Source organism: Roseateles sp. So40a, assembly GCF_048081605.1.
Classification (GTDB): domain Bacteria; phylum Pseudomonadota; class Gammaproteobacteria; order Burkholderiales; family Burkholderiaceae_C; genus Roseateles.
Genome location: NZ_CP182288.1, coordinates 4031200 through 4049208, shown reverse-complemented (window position 1 = coordinate 4049208; position 18009 = coordinate 4031200). Strand labels below are relative to the sequence as shown.

Genomic DNA, 18009 nt, shown 5'->3' with positions numbered 1-18009 from the left:
GAAAGGCGGTGCGGCATGCACAGGGAACTCTCGATCGATCCCACCCGCGACGGGTGGTTGCGCACCGTGTCCTGGCTGGGCAACGGCGGTGTCGCCGAAGCGCCCCGCACCGCGTCGTTCCGCCCCGTGAAGGCCGCGCCGACCATCCACGTGCTCGATCGCCCGACGCCGCGCACGGCGGCGGTCTCCTGGTCCGATCCCGGCGCCTGCCATTACGGTTATCAGATCTGGGACATGGTCCCGTCCAAGCGCGACGGCACCTGCGTGCTCACCGGCAGCGCCATCCGCGCCGGCGACATGATCTATACGCCGCGCGTGGATGAGCCGTCGCCGATCAACGCCGGCGAGATGATCGCGGCCGCGTTCGTGGACGCCTGAAGCGGGTCGCGCCTCAGGCCCTCGCCGCCGAGTGGTCCCGCGCCAGCAGGCCCTCGTAGGCGATGGCGACGTTGGCGCAGAAGATGTCGAGCAGCTCGCGTCCGTCGTCGTCGAGCGGGTCTGACAACACCATGTAGAGCAGGCTCTCGTTGCCCGAATGGGTGCGGTAGTAGCCGATGAAACGCCCGTCCTCGAAGCTGCTCGCGCGCGCGACGAGCGCGCGGTCCAGCGCGTCGCGCACATCGGCGGGCAGGTCCGCGACGGCGCTGTCGGCGAGCAGGCCCTGGTACTCGGAGGTCGCGGCCAGCACCTGCAGCCGGCCCTCGGCATGCGAGGCCGCGTACATGCGGCTCGCGCACAGGCCCTGCGCCTGGTAACCGAGCAGATGCCCGACCTGCTCCAGCAGCGCCGACGCGAAGTGGCGCAGGTTGCTGGAGTCGTGGATCTGCGTGATGGCGTCGATCGAGCGGCGCAGCGCGGCGCGGGACTGCGACAGGATGACGATGTCGCGGTAGGAGCGCAGCGCCGAGTAGAAGACCGTGATCAGCTTGCGCTTGGTCAGCTCGGTCTTCTCCTTGTAGTCGTTGATGTCGTAGGTCTTGATGACGTGCTCTTCGGGCGCCTGGCCGGGCTGGCCGGTGCGCAGCACGATGCGCACATGCGTGTTGCGCAGCTCCTCGCGGATGAAGCGCGCCACGTCCAGCCCCGCGTGCTCGGACTCCATCACCACGTCCAGCAGGATCAGCGCGATGTCCTGGCGATCGCGCAGCACGTCGCGCGCTTCCGATCCGCTGTAGGCATTGAGGAACTGGAGCCTGCGTCCGGCGAATTCGAAATCCGCCATCACGAGCTGCGTGACCTGGTGCACCGCCGGATCGTCGTCGACGATCATGACCACCCACGGATCGAGCGCGCGGTGGCGCGCGTCGGCCTCCGGCAATTCATCGGCGAACACCATGTCGGTCATCGCGGTTCCTCCCTCGCTGACTCTTGAATGTGCGGCCCATTATCAGCAGCGCGCGTGACAAGGGAATCCGGACAAGCGCGGCATCGGCCGCCGCGCGTGATCCCTGCACGGATCAGCACTCGGGCGTGAGCGGCGCCGGGCCCGTGCGGTCGCGGCCCTGGCGCGTGCGCTTGGCTTCGTACATGCGCATGTCCGCGCATTCCATCAGCGAGGTGGCCTCGCGCCAGTCCTCGGGGCATCGCGACGCGCCCATGCTCGCGCGCAGGCGCAGCACACGGTCCAGATAACTGAAGGGGCCCTCGATCGCCGACTGGATCCGTTCCAGCGTCGTCTCCAGCGTGGACGCCGACCCCGCATGCGTGAGCAGGATCGCGAACTCGTCGCCGCCGAGCCGGGCGACGGTGTCGGACTCGCGCGTGGCGCTGGACAGGCGGCGGCTGAACTCGATCAGCGCGGCATCGCCCGCGGCGTGGCCGAGCGTGTCGTTGATGTGCTTGAGGCCGTCCATGTCCAGCAGCACGACGGCGATGGGCGGATCGCCGCGCTCGACCTCGGCGGTGGCGTGGCGCAGGCGGTCCATGAAGAGCGAGCGATTGGCCAGTCCGGTCATGTCGTCGTGGGTGGCGCGGTGGAAGAGGTCGTCCCGGCCGTAGCGCGTGGCCCAGTACATCGCCGCGCCCAGCACCTTGGACATCAGCGACAGCACCTCCACCTCGCGGTTGCCGAAGTTGTGGGTGCGCGAGGAGAAGGCCTTGAGCACGCCCACCGGCGTGCCCTGATGGCTGAGCGGCAGCACGACCATGGAGCGCAGGCCGACGCGCCGGCAGGCCTCGCGGTCGACGCGGCTGTCGGTATCGACGTCCTCGCAGATCAGCGGGATGCCCTGTCGCAGGCAGGTGCCGGAGAGGCTGCCGTCGCGGCGCACGCGCACGCCGAGCTGATGCGAGGCGGCGCCCGCCACCGCGCGGTAGACCAGATCCTCGCCTTCCGTGAGCTCGATGGCGGCGCCGTCGGCCTCGACGAGCTCCAGCGTGCCGTGTACGGAAAGCGACATCACCCCGGCCAGGTCCAGCCCCAGCTGGGCGACCTGGCTGTGGATCTCGATGATGCGCAGCAGCGCCTCGCGGCTCGGCATCGACGACCGTCCCGAAGAGACCCGCTCCCTGGTCCGCGCCGGCCACCTCCGCGCGCGCACTGTCGTGCGTCGTTGCGCGGGACCACCTGCCGGCGTGTCGCCAGTCTAGATCGGGCGCCCGCGCGCTTCACCCCCTGTTTCCGGTGACGCGGCGTGCTGCGGCGTGTTGCGGCGTGCCTCGGCGGACACGATGGACACGAAGTTCTCGGGGATTGTCCCGATTCGGCCCATGTCTTTACGCTGCGGATACGGGGCATGCGCAGAATCGCGCCCCATGTCAGAAAACAAATCTCCTGCCGGGTCCGCGGCCTCCCCGGCCACCGCGGCCATCGTGCCCTTCACGCCCTATCAGCGCCTGGCGGCCGGCCTGATGGCGCTGCTGCAGTTCGCCGTGGTGCTGGACTTCATGATCATGTCGCCGCTGGGCGTGATGATCATGCCGGCGCTGAACATGAGCTCGGCCGAGTTCGGCACCGCGGTCTCCGCCTACGCATTCAGCGCGGGCATCGCGGGCCTGCTGACGGCGGGCTTCGCCGATCGTTTCGACCGCAAGCGGCTGCTGCTGTTCTTCTTCGGCGGCTTCCTGCTGGGCACGCTGTGGTGCGGGCTGGCGACAAGCTTCGCGTCGCTGCTGGCCGCGCGGATCGTGACCGGCCTGTTTGGCGGCGTCATCGGCTCGATCGTGATGGCGATCACCGCGGACCTGTTCCCGCCCGCGCAGCGTGGCCGCGTGATGGGCCTGCTGCAGGGCGGTTTCGCCGCGAGCCAGGTGCTGGGCCTGCCGTTCTCGATCTACCTGGCCTCGCACTTCGACTGGCACGCGCCGTTCGTGGCGATCGTGCTGTTCGGGCTGATCGCGGCGGGGGTGATCGTGATGAAGCTGCAGCCGGTGAACGCGCACCTTGGCGCGGCCGGCACCGGTCAGCACAGCGCGCTGCGCCATCTGCTGCAGACGGTGCGGATCTCGCGCCAGCAGCTGGCCTTCGCGCTGACGGCGCTGCTCACGACGGGCGGCTTCATGCTGATGCCGTTCGCGAGCGCCTTCGTGGTGCACAACGTGGGCATTCCGCTGGACCACCTGCCGCTGATCTATCTGGTCACGGGCATCTGCACGCTGGTGTTCTCGCCGATGATCGGCCGCCTAGCCGACCGTGTAGGCGCGATGCCGGTGTTCTACACGGGCTGTGTGATCACCATCGCGATGGTGGCGTTCTACACGCACCTGGGCCCGTCGCCGATCTGGGTGCTGATCCTGGTGAACGTGGTGATGTTCGTGGGCATCTTCTCGCGGATGATCCCCGCGCAGGCGACGCTGGCCGGCGTGCCCGCGCCGGAGCAGCGCGGCTCGTTCAACGCAATCAACTCGGCGCTGCAGCAGCTCGCGGGCGGCGCGGCGTCACTGCTGGCGGGACATCTGGTGCACATCGGCCCGGATGGCCACGTCAACGACTTCCCGGTGGTGGGCTATGTCGTCATCGGCTCGACGCTGATCGCCGCGCTGCTGATGCGCCAGCTGGTGCGCGGCGCGCCGAAGGCCGCGGTGCCGACGCCGGCCAAGGGCTGATCGGCCTGATCCGTTCGGTCCGCCTGATCCACCTGACCCTCGGTCCGTGACGGAATTCACGGATCACGGGGTCTTTCCGAGGAACGGTGCAGATCGCACGGCTGAGCGGGGGCGATGGTTACACCTGCGGTAAGTGCGATCTTTAGAATTCAGGGTTTTCACCGATCTGAAGTCCACCATGTCCTCCGCGATCCGGCGCCTGAGCGGCGCCGTTGTCTTGTCCGCGACGGCTCTGACGTCGTTCTCCGCCGCTGCCGCCGGTCCCGCCATCGACACGATGGCCCGCATCAAGGATTCCCGCACCATCACGCTGGGCGTGCGCGAAGCGGCCCGTCCGTTCTCGTTCGTCAACGAGCAGAAGCAGGGACAGGGCTACTCGGTCGAGCTGTGCCTGGCCGCGGTCGACGAGATCAAGAAGGAACTGAAGCTCCCCGAGCTGAAGGTGAATTACGTGGTCGTGTCGGGTGCGGACCGCATCCCGAAGCTGCAGAAGGGCGAGATCGACCTGGAGTGCGGGTCGACGACCAACACCAAGGCGCGTCAGGAGCAGGTCGACTTCAGCTACACGATCTTCGTCGCGGGCATGCGCGTGCTGCTGGCCAGCGGCTCGAAGGTGGAGTCCATCAAGGACCTGGACGGCATGACGATCGCGCTGAGCAAGGGCACGACGTCGGAGAAGCTGTTCAACCAGCTGAACCAGTCCGGCGAAGCCAAGATGCAGCTGGTGCAGTACCCGAGCAACAACGATGCCTTCAAGGCGCTGCGCGACGGCAAGGCCCGCGCGTTCGCGCAGGACGATGCGCTGCTGCTGGGCCTGGCGTCCAAGGACAAGGCGCTGGACAGCCTGAGCCTGGGGCAGATGGCGTTCTCGGTGGAGCCCTACGGGATCATGATGCGCAAGGGTGACGCGAAGCTCGCGACCGCGGTGGACCGTGCGCTGAGCCGCGTATACAGCAGCGGCGAGATCGACCAGCTCTACGCCAAGTGGTTCCAGACCTCGGCGCTGTCGATCCCGATGAACCGCCTGACGCGTGACGGCTTCAAGCGTCCCAACAAGGAAGCCGGCGTTGCGATGCTGCTGGGTTACTCGATCTGATCGCTGATCGCTGATCGCTGATCGCTGATCGCTGATCGATGAGAACAGGCGGGCCTTCGGGCCCGCTTGGCGTTTGTGGGTCCGGAATGCGGTGGCGAGATGCCGGGTCTTGCACTCCCTAGGGCTTGGGGGGCGCGCGCGGGCGCATCGCCGTGACACTGCGCGCTCCTCACTGCCGCGGGACCGTCATGCGCCTGGAAGTCTTTCGTCGATGCTTCACTTCGCCGGTGCGAGCGTTCGTGCTCGCCATGACGATGGCGCCGGTGCTGCCGGCGCTCGCGTACGAGCCGCCGCCCGGATGGACGATGCGCGTGGCCGACAACGGCCTGCTGCAGCAACCGGCGGATCTGCCGCCGGGACGGATCTTCCAGCTCTGGGCCGCGCCGCCGCTGTCGGTGGGCGGCGCGCAGGGCCTGGACGCGTTCGCGCGGATCACCGATCCGATGCGGGGTCTGGGCACGAGTGGACGCCCCGCCTGCAAGCCGCCGGAGGTGTTGACCGCGGGTGTGATCGTGCAGAGCTGCGTGGTGACGGTGGCGGGTGAGAACGTCGAGACGCAGGTCTACATGCGCCCGCCGCGCGACGGTCAGGTCGAGTGGATGCGCATCGCGTTCTCGCAGGACGAGGCGCTGCTGCAGCGCTACGGCGGCGGGTTGAAGGCGATCTCGACGCGATCGAATGAGCTGTGGCCGGCGCTGCGCGCGCAGGCGGGCGATGACAAGCGACAGCGCGAGACGACGGCGCGCAGCGAGCAGCAGGAGCGCCGCGCCGCGGTGGAGCGCGCGATCCATGTCGCGCCGGGCAAGGGCGTGGCGGACAAGGACATCGCGTACGTGCTGTGGACCTGGTATCAGCCCAGCGGCGAGAGCCGGGTCGAGCATCTGCATCTGCTGCTCAAGGACGGCACGGGATATCTGCGGCTGGACACGCCGCCCGATGAGCTCGACATGGCCGCGGTGCGGCGGCTGCAGCCCGAGCGGGTGATGCAGTGGCGGCGAGAGGGCAAGGACTGGCAGATCAAGGAGAGCGACGAGTCGAAGTGGCGCACGATCCTCGGCAATCCGGCGCAGCCGGCGTCGGCGGGGGAGAAGGTGGAGGGCAAGTTCACGCACTCGTGGTACTCGATCCTGGGCGGGAGCAGCGCGCAGAACCATTTCCAGTTCCGCGGGGATGGGCAGTTCGAGCAGAGCGGCCGCGCGATGTTCGGGACGGGCGGCATGGCCGCGGCGGCGGGCGTGACAGGGATGGCGACGACGAGCTACTCGCGCGGCGGCAGCACGGGGACCTCGTCGGTGAGCGCGGTGGGGGCGGGCGCGGGTGGTGGGTCGACGCAGCGCAGGAATGGCGCGGACTTCACGGGCCGGTATCGGCTGGACCGCTGGGCCATGGTCGTGGAGCGCGACAACGGCGAGCAGCAACGCGTGCTCTTCGCGTTCAACGGCGACAAGCAGCGCGCCGTGTTCATCAAGGATTCGGGGTATTCGAGGTGAGCGCGGCAGCCCGATGACGGAGGAGCTTCTCGCCGATTGGAGCGGCAAGCAGGTGGCATGGACGCTGCGCTCGTCGACGCCTTGGTCTGACGCGACCGGGCAACACCTGACGCTGGGCTTCGACGGCGTGGCCGTGGCGGACTGCTGGCGCGCTCGCGCGAAGCGGATGCTGGAGGCGGTCGGACTGCGGCGCGCAGCGGAGCGCATCGTGTTGCAGGCTCAGATGGAGATCGTGCAACACGCGGTCTACCCGATCACGGGCGATCTGCTCGATCGAGACGGGCATCCGCGTGCGGACCTCTTCTCGCAGACCTCACCGCGGGTGACGGGGATCGAGCTTCAACGCACCTTGGGCCAGGGCGTCGAGCACTACCTGCTGATCCTGCGGACCGACGCCGGAACCGCGGAGGTGCCGTCGTTCGAAGCGACGGTGAGCTGGGGGTGGTCGCGCTAAACGCTCTTCCCACAATCCCTGATCAACAGATCCACCAGCAGGCTTGCCTGCGTCGCATAGGTCCATCCGTCCGTCTTGAACAGCGTGGCGATCGGCTGAGCCGCGTCCGTGGACCGATCGATCAACGCGACGTCGTAGGTCTTCGTCGCCTGGTCGAAGACCACCTCAGCGTCCATCCCGCGCGTCAGCGTGACCGCCACCCGGCGCTTGTCCTTGCCGCTGCCGTGCTCGACCTCCAGCGCACAGCCCTCGCTCAACGCGTAACGCCAGCGCACGCCGGGTGCGTCGCGTCCGACCACGTTGAGCTCCGCCACGCGCTGCGCGTTGTTCATGTCGAACGGGCTGACGATGGGCCGATCCTCGCCGGGATAGCCCTCCGAGCAGGACACCAGCAGCGGCGCAGCGATCACGACGGCCGCCACCCGCGCGATGTCAGGCCACGACATGATCGCCCTCCGCGTCCTCCACGACCTTCTTCAAGCGCGTGGCCAGCACCTTGTCGATCGTCTTGCCGTCCATGTCGACGATCTCGAAGCGCCAGCCTTCCCACTCGACCGAATCGGCCTCGCGCGGCAGACGGCCGGTGAGCAGCATCATCATTCCGCTCAGCGTGTGATATCGGCCGCGCTGCTCCTCGGGCACTTCATCGAGCCCCAGGCTGTCCTTGAGTTCGGGCACCGGGATGTGACCGTCCAGCAGCCAGGAGCCATCGTCGCGGCGCACCGCCCAGGCCGACGACGGATCGCGCGGCTGGAACTCGCCGGTGATCGCCTCGATCAGGTCGTGCAGCGTCACCAGGCCTTGCACCTCGCCGTACTCGTCGATGACGAACGCCATGTGCACCGCCGACGAGCGGAAGTTGGCCAGCAGCTCCATGCCGGTGATCGTCTCCGGCACGTACAGCGCCGGCGCGAGTCGCTCATCCAGCTTGGGCTTGCGATCACGCAGCATCTCGGACAACAACTGCCGCGCGTTCACCACGCCGACGATGTCGTGCAGTCCACCGCGCACTACGGGGAACAGCGCATGGTCCGTCGCCTCGATGCGCGCGAGCGTCGTCTCCATCGGATCGGCCAGGTCCAGCCACACGACGTCATTGCGCGGCACCATCAGCGAGCCGATCTGGCGATCGTCCAGGCGGAAGACGTTGCGCACCATCGCGTGTTCATGCGACTCGATGACACCGGCACTGGTGCCCTCGGCGAGCACCGCGTGGATCTCTTCCTCGGTGACGTTGAACGCCGCCGTCTGCTTCACGCCGAGCAGGCGCAGCAAGGCGTTCGTCGAGCCCGACAGCAGCCGCACGAAGGGCTTGGTCGCCACGGCGAGCGCGGCGATCGGGCGCGCGACCAGGCGGGCCACCGCTTCCGGGTTGGACTGGCCCAGGCGCTTGGGCACGAGCTCGCCCAGCACGATTGAGAAGTAGGTGATCAGCACGACCACGAGGCCGGTGGCGGCGCCGCTGGCGTACTCGGCGGGCACGCCGTGGCCGGTGAGCCAGATGGCGAGCGGACCGGCGAGGGCGGCCTCGCCGACGATGCCGTTGAGCACGCCGATGGAGGTGATGCCGATCTGGATCGTGGACAGGAATCGAGTCGGGTCCTCACCCAGCTTGACGGCCGCGGCGGCGGCGGAGTCGCCGTCGTCGATGAGTTTCTGCAGGCGCGCGCGGCGCGCGGTCACCAGTCCGATCTCGGACATGGCGAACAGGCCGTTGAGCAGGATGAGGGCGAAGAGTATGGCGATTTCCATGATGCAGGCGTTGAACGCGCCATGGCCCGAGACGCCTCGTGATCGAGGCGCGCGGCGGGACGGGCGCGGGAACGCGCGGACGCGCGAAGGCGTGACGCGTGTGGCGTTGTGAAAGGGAACGAGGAGGGATGAGGCGACGAGGCGCCTCGCTGCGGGCTACACGGGGGTGCGCGTCAGGCGCGCGGCGGCCGCAGCAGCGGCTGGGGGCAGCGCTGAGGCTCGTGCAGGGCAGGCGTGGGAAGTGCGGAGGGCGCGGGCTCGGCGGCGGGCAGGGGCTCGGCGTCGGGCTTGCAGTGGTCGGGCATGTCGTCCGAGGTGTCGCCGAGCTCGAAGAGCAGGGCGGCGATGTCGGCGGCGTGGTCGTCTTCCGAGCTGGTGTTCGGTGCGAGCGAGGGATCGGCGGGTTGCCCGTCGACCAGCAGGTGCTGCGCATGGGCGACGCCCGCGGCGAACATCGTCACGCCGGCGGCAGCGATGCCGTAAGCGGGGAGGAGGATCGTCAGGACGAGGATGCGGAGCCAGCGGGTCACAGGGCGCGATTCTATCGGGCCGCCGGAATCGGTCAGATCTGGGGTTGTGCGTACGGACAGTGCGACCACCCGGTGAACCCCCTCTCCTGCGAAGCGGGAGAGGGTTGGGGTGAGGGCTCTTCGAAGGGCACCGTGTCCTCACCCGAGCCCTCACCCCCCGCCCTCTCCCGCTTCGCAGGCGAGGGGGCTAGAGCGGCATGCCCTCGTGCTAACGCAGCCGCTCCCGCACCTCCATCAGCGCGAATCCGAGCAGGTTCAGCCCTCGCCACTGTGCGGGGTCCTGCGCGGCCGGGTCGTTGGCCGCGAGACCGATACCCCAGACCGGGTCGACCGGGCTGGCCTCGACCAGCACACGATCTCCCGTGTCGAGCAGGAAACGGCGCAGCTTCCCGTTTCCGCTGAACTTGCCCAGGTTGGCGGCCACGACGATCTCGAAGCGGTGTTGCGCCCAGCGCGCTTCATCGAAGCTGGCGACCTTGCGTCCCAGCCCCTTGGCTTGATCGGGCGTCTCCGCGTCGAGGATCTGCCGACGCAGTTCGAGATCGCCGAACAGCGCGGCCTTGCCGGCCATCATGAAGTGCTCCGCCGTGCGGAAGTGCTCCCCGTCCACCGTGAACGGCGCGTCGTACCACTGGCTGAAGCAGGAAGCCGTCACGCCTTCGCCCTTGGGCGGGCGGTGGCCCCAGAAGAAGATGTACTCCGCAGAGCTCCCGGATTGCAGCGATTCGACGAGCGCTCGCACGTCGCGTGTCTGATGTGGTGAAGTCATTCTTGTTCTCCCAATCGAAGATGAGTTGTATAGTGCAACTCATCAAGGGTTGCACAATACAACTCAGAATCGAATGAAGCAAGCGCCAATGACGATGAAGACCGACGCTTCGCGCCGCAAGCCACAGATCCCGGCCTTCCCGTTGCCTTACACGACCGTGGACGTGGTGATCTTCTCGGTGATCGAGGAGCAACTGCGTGTGCTGCTCGTGCAGAGACCCGCCACGACCAACGAGCCGTTCCCCGAGCGGTGGGCGTTGCCAGGCGGGTTCGTCGATGTCGATCGGGATCGCGACCTCGAAGCCTGCGCGCGTCGCAAGCTGTCGGAGAAGACCGGCGTCACCAGCCCCTACCTGGAGCAGCTCGGCAGCTGGGGCGGGCGCGACCGCGATCCGCGCGGCTGGTCCGCGACGCATGTCTACTTCGCGCTGATCCCGGCCGACGGCGTGACCTTGTCCAAGGGCGCGAACGCAGCGGACGTCGGCTGGTTCGAGGTCGATGCGCTCCTCAAGCGGCCGCGATTGGCCTTCGACCACGCCGCGATCCTGAAGGCCGGGGTCGAGCGCCTGCGCGGCAAGGTCGAGTACACCTCGCTGCCCGCATTCCTGCTGCCCGAGCCCTTCACCTTGCCGCAGTTGCAGCGCATGTACGAGATCGTGCTCGGCCGTCCGGTGGACAAGAGCGGTTTCCGCACGCGCATGCTTGCGGCCGATTTCCTCGACGAGGAGGGCGCGATGTCCGGTGACGCCAAGCGCTCAGCGATGGGCTACTGTCTCAAGGACCGCAAGCGGCTGGTCGTGTTCCCGCGGACTTTCAGTCCGAGGCAGGGGGAGTGATCCCCTCACCCCTGCAAGAACCCATGTAGCCACGTCTCGAAGTCGCCCTGCCATTCGCGCTGTGCGGCCTTGAGGATCTCCTCGGGGTCATCCACCGGCGCCAGCTGCAGTTGCTCACGCAACCAGTTGATGTAGGCATCGAGCCCGTCGCTCTTGCGATAGTGATGCTCGCTGCGGAAGAAGTGGATGCGGTCGAAATCGATGCGCGGTTCCACATCGCAGCTGCTCACGCGCAGCAGCTCGCGCACGTCGCGCGCGACGATCCACTCGCCGCCTTCGTCCCCGAACGCCACCACCGGCCATCGATCGGGCATCGGCGTCTGCGAGGGGTCCGGATTCCACAACGCGTAGAACGACCCCGAAGCGCTCGCCCGCGCGAAAGGAATCAGTCGTGAGAGAAACGCCGGATCACCGGACCAGCCGTGCTCAAGGCCCGAGTGGTCGTCATCGGTGAGGGTCAACGCGGCGGAGTAGTTGCCGTAGCCCACGTCGTTCTGGAAACGGAGCAAGGCGAGCAGCGCCTCGGGCACTGGCAAGCCGCCGAAAGGCGCGGCGAAAGCGGTCGGATCGATCATGGGAGGAGGTCTGGGGAGGCCACGGCCGGCTGGACCCGGCCAGCCCCGCGGCAGCGGAGCCGCCGGGAATCTAGCGCCCATCGGCCTTCCCGCGACGTGACCTTCGTCCTGCGCCGCGCTCGTGTCCCCTGACCCGGCGTCGCTCGCGAAGCGTGCGTCAGCGCACCGCTTCGGCGTCCCGACCGCCGACGCTCACCACGCTTGTGCGGCCGCCGTGCCCTGGTCGGACGTGTCGAGCAACGGCCCGCTCATCCGCCGGTCGCGTTGTTGTAGGCCATCAGCCCGGCGCCGAACGCGATGACCAGGTAGAACGTGATCGGCGCGATCAGGAACCAGAACACCGCGCGTCCGCGCTTGAGCGTGAACACCGTCGTTGCGCCCACGTAGCTCACCGTGCAGCTCCAGACGATCGCCACCATCACCAGCAGGCCGCCGACGAAGTCATCGGCGCGCCATGCCGCGGCGTAGTTCGAATAAAGCAGTGTGTGCGCCACCGCCAGCAGCGTCAGCGGGAGCGCCGTGACCAGCGATTGCCACGCCCAGACGCGGCGAGCCAGTGTCGGATCCATGTCCTTCGCGCCGCTCCAGGACACGCGCGTGCCGTAGAACCAGCCGCCGATCAACCACGCAATGGCGGCCGCCAGGATGCCGCCGCCCAGCACTACGCCCCAGTACGAGGGCCAGGAGTTGAGCAGCGTCGCCATGAAGTCGTCGTTGGGCAGCGCGTCGCCCTTGAGCGCGGCTTCCAGCAGGCGCTGGTCCACCTTGTCGATCGCGCCCGCGATGCCGATCAGGTACACGGCCACCATCAGCTCGAAACGACGCGCGAGGCGGGGCGTGTCCAGGAAGAACTTGCGCGGCTGGAACAGGAGCTGGAACAGCCCGTTCGCCGACAGCGGCGAGGGCGACAGCGTCATGGGGGCGTCCGGCGACGCCGGCAGATCGGTATTCATGAGGATCCTCCCGAGGATGTGTGGTCTTGTCGAAGGCGGCTCCATGGCCGCAGGCGACATTGTGTCCGCGCGGGAGGCCCCATTCCGTCGTGGCTTGCCTGGGTTCTCGATCCTGGAGCGCGCGCTCCCGGCCCCCGCGCTCAGGCCTTGTCGCTGACGCCCGCCGAATCGAAGCTCGCCATCTCGGCCAGGACGCGACACGCCGACTCCAGCAGCGGCCAGGCCAGCGCGGCGCCCGAGCCCTCGCCCAGCCGCAGGCTGAGATCCAGCAGCGGCTCGGCCTCCAGCGACTGCAGCATCAGTCGATGGCCCTGCTCGTTGGAACGGTGCGCGAAGACGCAGCGCTCCAGCACCGCCGGCTGCAGCTTGGCCGCCACCAGCACCGCCGCGCCGGTGATGAAGCCGTCGACGACGATCACGCGCCGTTCCAGCGCCGCCTGCAGGATGGAGCCGACCATCATCGCGATCTCGAGGCCACCCAGCGCGGCCAGCGCCGCCAGCGGCTCGGTCGCGCGCGGATGCTTGGCCAGCACGCGCGTGAGCACGTCCAGCTTGTGGCGCAGCTGCGCGTCATCCAGCCCGGTCCCGCGGCCGACGCAGTCCGCCAGCGCATGACCGCCCAGGCGCGCCAGCAGCAGCGCGGCGGCCGACGTGTTGCCGATGCCCATCTCGCCCAGCAGCAGCGCGTTGCCGGGGCGCTTCTGCAGCAGCGTCTTGCCCGCGGCCACCGCGGTGGCGCATTCATCCACCGTCATGGCCGGACCTTCCAGCATGTCGCGGCTGCCCATCGCGATCTTGGCGATCAGCAGGCCCGGACGCGGCTCGAAGCTGTGACGCACTCCGGCATCGACGACGCTCAGCTGCAGGCCGTGCTGGCGCGCCAGCACCGACACCGCCGCGCCGCCGGCCAGGAAGTTCTCGACCATCTGCCAGGTCACATCGGACGGATAGGCCGAGATGCCATGCGCGGCCAGCCCGTGGTCGGCGGCGAAGACCATCAGTTGCGGCTCCACCAGGCGCGGCTGCTCGCTGCCCAGGATCAGGCCGAGCTGCATCATGAGCCCCTCGAGCCGGCCCAGCGCGCCGAGCGGCTTGGTCTTGCGGTCGATGCGGTGACGCAGCGCCGCCGCCAGCGTGGCGTCGTGCAGGGAGGGAATCGCGGGGATCAGGTCTTGCGTGGTCATGGACGTCGGAACTTCAGGGGAAAGGGGGCCGCGTTCAACGCGTCGGGGCGAGCAGCCCCATCAGCGCGCCGGGCGCGAAATGTCGGTCGATGTAGTCGGCCAGCTCATCGAAGACCTGGTCGAGCGGGCGCACCGGCCGGCGGAACAGCGCGGTCAACACGCGCTCGTCCTCGAAGAGGCCGTGCAGGTAGTGGCCGATCACCGGCCCGTGCTGCCAGCCCAGCGGCTCGCCCAGGCCGTCGAACAGCACCGGCCGCGCCGTCGGCAGGCCGGGATGCTGGGCGGTGCGGCCGTGATGGATCTCGTAGCCGCGCGCCGCCTGGTCGGACAGGCCGGCCCAGGGCGCTTCCAGCGCGGTGGCGAAGCGGCATTCGGTCTCGCGCAGCAGCTTCTCGCGCTCGAACAGCGTGACCAGCGGCAGCAGGCCGAGCCCGGGTGCGTTGCCGTCCAGCCCGTGCGGATCGACCAGCGCCTCGCCCAGCATCTGCAGGCCACCGCAGATGCCCAGCACCGGGCGGCCGGCGGCGGCATGCGCCGAGATCGCGACATCGAGCCGCTGCGCGCGCAGCCAGGCCAGGTCCGAGGCGACCGCCTTCGAGCCCGGCAGCACGATCCAGTCGGCGCCTTCGAGCTCCGCGGGCGTGCGCGCCCAGCTCAGGCGGACTTCGTCGAGGTTGCGCAGCGGCTGGAACTCATCCAGGTTGGACAGCCGCGGATACGCGACCACCACGACGCGGATCGGGCGCTGGCCATCGCCGCTGGAGAAACCGCCCGTGGCGCGGTCATCGAAGACGCCGTCCTCCTCGGGCAGTCCGTGCCCGCGCCACATCGGCAGCGTTGCGATCGTGGGCACACCGGTCAGCTGCTGCAGCATCTCGGGGCCGGGCGACAGCAGCGAGGCGTCGCCGCGGAAGCGGTTGAGCACGAAGCCGCGGATCAGCGCGCGCTCTTCGGCGGGCAGCAGCTGGTGCGTGCCGTACAGATGCGCGAAGGCGCCGCCGCGATCGATGTCGGTGACCAGCAGGCAGGCGGCCTCGGCCTCGCGCGCGGTGCGCATGTTCACGTAGTCGCTGCTGTGCAGGTTGATCTCGGCGGGCGAGCCGGCGCCCTCGATGACGACGACCTCGTTCTCGTCGAGCAGCTCATGCAGCGCGCCGCGCGCGCGCAGCCACAGCGCCTCGCTGCGCTCGCGCCACGGCGCGCGGCTCAGCGCCTCGTCGACCTCGCCCAGCACGACGACCTGCGACGCGGTGTCCTTCTCGGGCTTGAGCAGCACCGGGTTCATGCGGACCTCGGGCCGCGCGCGCGCCGCCAGCGCCTGGAAGTACTGCGCCGAGCCGATCTCGCCGGGCCGGCCGCCGAGGCCGGGCACCACGCGCGCGTTGTTGCTCATGTTCTGCGCCTTGTACGGCGCCACGCGCAGGCCCTGGCGCGCGTACCAGCGGCACAGCGCGGTGGTGAGGAAACTCTTGCCCGCGCCGCTCGTGGTGCCCAGAACCATGACGGCCCGGCCTCGGGTCGAGGGACGCGCGCTCACAGGGCCTCTCCTTCGAAGCGGGTGTCGATGCGGGATTCGAGGCGTGAATCAAACTGCGTGGTGTCGAAGGCACCGTGGCGCGAGACGCGGGCAGGTGCGGGGGGCAGGAGGGGCATCGGTGTGTGCTCGGTGAAGGTGCGCAGCGCCGCGGCCAGCGCATCGACGGCCGCGGGCGCCTGCACCGAGATCCGCACCAGCCCGGGCAGGCCGAAGGAGCTCGCATCGCGCAGCTTGACGCCCATCGCCCGCAGGCCCGCGAGCAGCGGCTCGGGCGCGGACTGCCACGGCGCGGGCAGCGCCGCGAGCCAGAAGTTGGCCACGCCGCCGTCGATCTGATCGAAACCCAACGCCGCGAGTCGCGCCCATTGCGTCGCGCGCCAGTCGCGCAGCACCGGCAGCGAGGCGTTCAGCTCATGGCGGATGGCCGGCGTGGACCAGGCCTGCAGCAGCGCCACGCCCTCGGCGGACAGCACCCAGCTCGGCGCGAGTTCCTCGACGCGGTCGATCCACAGCCCATCGCGCGGGCCCAGCAGGTAGGCGCCGCGCACGCCGGTCAGTCCCAGCGCCTTGTTGGGACAGATCAGGCGCCAGGCGGCATCGGCGATCGCCTGCGGCAGCGCGCTCGCGCCGCCCAGGCGCAAGGCGTCGTAGGCCTGGTCGATCACCAGTTGCGAGCCGCTTTGACCCAGCGCGTGCGCGACGGCGCCCCACTCGTCGGGACCGAGGCTCGCGCCGGTCGGGTTGTTGGGATCGCAGACCCAGACCAGCGACGGTCGCGTGAGCGAGTCGGCCAGCTGGAAGGGGTCTTCGTAGCCGATGACCTCCAGGCCCAGCGCGGCCGCGGCCGCAGCGTAGTCGCCGAAGCCGGGCCGCGGCACGCACACGCGGACGACGCCTGCGAGCATGGCAGCGAGCGTCAGTCGGCGGATCGCTTCGGCGCCGCCCGAGGCGGGCAGCACGCGGTCGGGATCGACGCCATGCCAGTCCGCCAAGCGCTGGCGCAGCGCGGTGTAGCTGGGATCCGGATAACGCTGCCGATCCGCGGCCAGCACGGCCTCGAGCACCGCCGGCGGCGGGCCGAGCGGGTGGGAGTTGGTCGAGAAGTCGTGCAGCACCGGCGGGCCGGCGTCGGTGCCGCCGTGGGTGCTGCCGGCGTTGCCGCCGTGGATGGGCGAGATCGGGAACGGCATCACGAGACTCCCGGACCGAAATGCAGGCCGCCGCGCAGCGCGGCGGTGCCCAGCGCCAGCACGGCGGCCAGCGCGAGCATCGCGCCGGCGGCCAGGCCTTGCGCGGTGGTGATGTCGTCAGCGGCGACGGGGCCGCCGGCGGGGTTCAGTCGATAGTGACCGGGTTTGCTCAGGCTGCGGCCCAGCCGCAGCGCCATCGCGCCCATCGGCCAGCCGCCGTTGGGCGAAGGCGTGCGCGCGGCCTCGCGCAGCAGCGGGCGCAGCAGCGCCGGGCGCAGCGCGACGAGTGCCAGACCGGTGAGCCGCGCGGGGATCCAGGACAGCACGTCGTCGGCGCGCGCGGCCCACTTGCCGGCCCATTCCCAGCGGCCGCGATAGCCCCACATCGCGTCGGCGGTGTTGGCGAAGCGGTAGAGGGCCGCGCCGGGCAGGCCGGCGACCATGAACCAGAAGAGTGGCGCGATGACGGAATCGTTGAGGTTCTCGGCGAGCGTCTCGATGGCGGTCTCGCGGACCTCGAGGGCGGAGAGGGTGCTGGTGTCGCGGCTCACGAGACGGGACAACTGGGCGCGGCCCTCGCCGAGCGAGCGGGAGAGGGCGGTTTCCACGGCGCTGACCTCGTCGCGGAGCATGCGCCACGCGAGCATGGGTTTGAGCGCGAGGCCGAGCACGACGGCGGCGGCCGCGAGATGCCAACCGCCCCACCACGGCTCGAGTCCGGCGATGACGAGGTGTTCGATGGCCCAGGCGCTGAGGGCAGCGAGCGTGGCGCCGAGCAGCCAGACGAGCGCGCCGCCGAGGAAGGCGGGCTTGGATGACATCGCGCAGAGCCGATCGCCGAAGAGGGCGAGGAAACGGCCCATGCCCACGACGGGATGGACGGCCGAGGGCGGCTCACCGAAGGTTCGGTCGAGCAGCAGCGCGATCGGGATCGCGAGCGCGGGCAGCCAGGGCATCCAGTTCATGACGGTCGGCACTTCGGTCGGGGAGGTCGGATCAGGCGCGCAGCTTAGCGGTCAATCTTCAATTCCTCGCTGCGCGGGCACCCCAGCCTTGAAGTGGTGTTTCACCATGGTCATCTCGGTGACGGTGTCGGCCAGGTCGATCAGCTCCTGCGGGGCGCCGCGGCCGGTCAGGCAGACGTGCACGTGGGACGGCCGCTCGCGCAGCGTCTGCAGCACGGGCTCCAGCGGCAGCCAGCCGTATCGCAGCGGATACATGATCTCGTCGAGCACGACGAGGAAATGCTCGCCGCCGAGGATCGTCGCCTTGGCGCGTTCCCAGCCGTCGCGCGCGAGCTGCGCGGAATGGTCCAGGTCCTTGCTCTTCCAGGAGAATCCATCGCCCAGACCCTCGATGGGCACGCCGATCTGCTCGAAGAGCCGATGCTCGCCGAAGCGTGCGCTGGGCACCTTCATGAACTGGTAGATGTGGACCTTGCGCCCGCGCCCATGCGCGCGCAGCGCCAGCCCGAAGGCGGCAGTGCTCTTGCCCTTGCCGTTGCCCGTGTGCACGAGCACCAGCCCGCGGCGCTCGCCCTCGGGAATGATGCGCACGCGGTCGACCGGCGGTTGTTCGATTTCCATGTTGATACTCCGAG

19 protein-coding genes are annotated in these 18009 nt (G+C 69.4%); 6 read left to right on the top strand and 13 right to left on the bottom strand.

From position 1 onward, the window contains the following. Positions 1-15: 15 nt before the first annotated feature. Positions 16-378 (top strand): DUF3331 domain-containing protein, encoded by a 363-nt coding sequence (locus ACNI65_RS18390; RefSeq protein ID WP_416758505.1) that lies wholly within the window; start codon positions 16-18, stop codon positions 376-378. Between the two features lie 13 nt (positions 379-391). On the opposite strand, the gene ACNI65_RS18385 is transcribed toward ACNI65_RS18390, so the two are convergent. Together ACNI65_RS18385 and ACNI65_RS18380 are read right to left on the bottom strand one after the other, a co-directional pair. Continuing rightward, a complete protein-coding gene (locus ACNI65_RS18385) occupies positions 392-1345 on the bottom strand; it encodes a DUF3369 domain-containing protein (RefSeq protein WP_416758504.1) in 954 nt (317 codons plus the stop codon). Positions 1346-1457: 112 nt separating this feature from the next. Beyond that, entirely contained in the window at positions 1458-2480 is a 1023-nt protein-coding gene (locus ACNI65_RS18380) for a diguanylate cyclase domain-containing protein (protein ID WP_416758503.1), read from the bottom strand. Positions 2481-2754: 274 nt separating this feature from the next. On the opposite strand from ACNI65_RS18380, the gene ACNI65_RS18375 reads away from it, so the two are divergent. The 4 genes from ACNI65_RS18375 (at position 2755) to ACNI65_RS18360 (ending at position 7084) form a co-directional block, all read left to right on the top strand. Continuing rightward, the gene (locus ACNI65_RS18375) at positions 2755-4044 is read left to right on the top strand and encodes an MFS transporter (RefSeq protein WP_416758502.1); all 1290 of its coding nucleotides are present in this window, start codon (positions 2755-2757) and stop codon (positions 4042-4044) included. Between the two features lie 178 nt (positions 4045-4222). Next, complete coding sequence (locus ACNI65_RS18370; RefSeq protein ID WP_416758501.1) at positions 4223-5140, top strand: amino acid ABC transporter substrate-binding protein; 918 nt, start codon at positions 4223-4225, stop codon at positions 5138-5140. A gap of 239 nt (positions 5141-5379) precedes the next feature. Next, positions 5380-6630 (top strand): hypothetical protein, encoded by a 1251-nt coding sequence (locus tag ACNI65_RS18365; RefSeq protein WP_416758500.1) that lies wholly within the window; start codon positions 5380-5382, stop codon positions 6628-6630. A gap of 13 nt (positions 6631-6643) precedes the next feature. Further along, positions 6644-7084: a hypothetical protein gene (locus tag ACNI65_RS18360; RefSeq protein ID WP_416758499.1), complete on the top strand. Its 441-nt coding sequence runs from the start codon at positions 6644-6646 to the stop codon at positions 7082-7084. On the opposite strand, the gene ACNI65_RS18355 is transcribed toward ACNI65_RS18360, so the two are convergent. The 4 genes from ACNI65_RS18355 to ACNI65_RS18340 all read right to left on the bottom strand — a co-directional run bounded on the left by ACNI65_RS18355 (position 7081) and on the right by ACNI65_RS18340 (position 10135). Further along, the gene (locus tag ACNI65_RS18355; protein ID WP_416758498.1) at positions 7081-7530 is read right to left on the bottom strand and encodes a hypothetical protein; all 450 of its coding nucleotides are present in this window, start codon (positions 7528-7530) and stop codon (positions 7081-7083) included. The two genes, ACNI65_RS18360 and ACNI65_RS18355, sit on opposite strands and share 4 nt — an antisense overlap. Then, positions 7517-8836: a hemolysin family protein gene (locus ACNI65_RS18350; protein ID WP_416758496.1), complete on the bottom strand. Its 1320-nt coding sequence runs from the start codon at positions 8834-8836 to the stop codon at positions 7517-7519. Before ACNI65_RS18350 ends, ACNI65_RS18355 begins: the two co-directional genes overlap by 14 nt. A gap of 173 nt (positions 8837-9009) precedes the next feature. Continuing rightward, entirely contained in the window at positions 9010-9366 is a 357-nt protein-coding gene (locus ACNI65_RS18345) for a hypothetical protein (protein WP_416758495.1), read from the bottom strand. Positions 9367-9574: 208 nt separating this feature from the next. Next, the gene (locus ACNI65_RS18340; RefSeq protein WP_416758494.1) at positions 9575-10135 is read right to left on the bottom strand and encodes an NADAR family protein; all 561 of its coding nucleotides are present in this window, start codon (positions 10133-10135) and stop codon (positions 9575-9577) included. A gap of 94 nt (positions 10136-10229) precedes the next feature. On the opposite strand from ACNI65_RS18340, the gene ACNI65_RS18335 reads away from it, so the two are divergent. Then, a complete protein-coding gene (locus ACNI65_RS18335; protein WP_416758493.1) occupies positions 10230-10970 on the top strand; it encodes an NUDIX hydrolase in 741 nt (246 codons plus the stop codon). A 5-nt stretch (positions 10971-10975) separates the two neighbouring features. On the opposite strand, the gene ACNI65_RS18330 is transcribed toward ACNI65_RS18335, so the two are convergent. The 7 genes from ACNI65_RS18330 to cobO form a co-directional block, all read right to left on the bottom strand. Further along, the gene (locus ACNI65_RS18330) at positions 10976-11545 is read right to left on the bottom strand and encodes a hypothetical protein (protein WP_416758491.1); all 570 of its coding nucleotides are present in this window, start codon (positions 11543-11545) and stop codon (positions 10976-10978) included. Positions 11546-11793: 248 nt separating this feature from the next. Further along, positions 11794-12498: a YIP1 family protein gene (locus tag ACNI65_RS18325; RefSeq protein ID WP_416758489.1), complete on the bottom strand. Its 705-nt coding sequence runs from the start codon at positions 12496-12498 to the stop codon at positions 11794-11796. Between the two features lie 140 nt (positions 12499-12638). Beyond that, the gene (cobT, locus tag ACNI65_RS18320; RefSeq protein WP_416758488.1) at positions 12639-13682 is read right to left on the bottom strand and encodes a nicotinate-nucleotide--dimethylbenzimidazole phosphoribosyltransferase; all 1044 of its coding nucleotides are present in this window, start codon (positions 13680-13682) and stop codon (positions 12639-12641) included. Positions 13683-13716: 34 nt separating this feature from the next. Further along, a complete protein-coding gene (locus ACNI65_RS18315) occupies positions 13717-15183 on the bottom strand; it encodes a cobyric acid synthase (protein ID WP_416758487.1) in 1467 nt (488 codons plus the stop codon). Positions 15184-15215: 32 nt separating this feature from the next. After that, entirely contained in the window at positions 15216-16409 is a 1194-nt protein-coding gene (locus tag ACNI65_RS18310) for a pyridoxal phosphate-dependent aminotransferase (RefSeq protein WP_416758486.1), read from the bottom strand. Then, entirely contained in the window at positions 16409-17365 is a 957-nt protein-coding gene (cbiB, locus tag ACNI65_RS18305; protein ID WP_416763651.1) for an adenosylcobinamide-phosphate synthase CbiB, read from the bottom strand. Before cbiB ends, ACNI65_RS18310 begins: the two co-directional genes overlap by 1 nt. Positions 17366-17425: 60 nt before the next feature. After that, on the bottom strand, positions 17426-17995 hold the full coding sequence (gene cobO, locus ACNI65_RS18300) for a cob(I)yrinic acid a,c-diamide adenosyltransferase (protein ID WP_416758485.1): 570 nt from the start codon (positions 17993-17995) through the stop codon (positions 17426-17428). Positions 17996-18009: the final 14 nt, after the last annotated feature.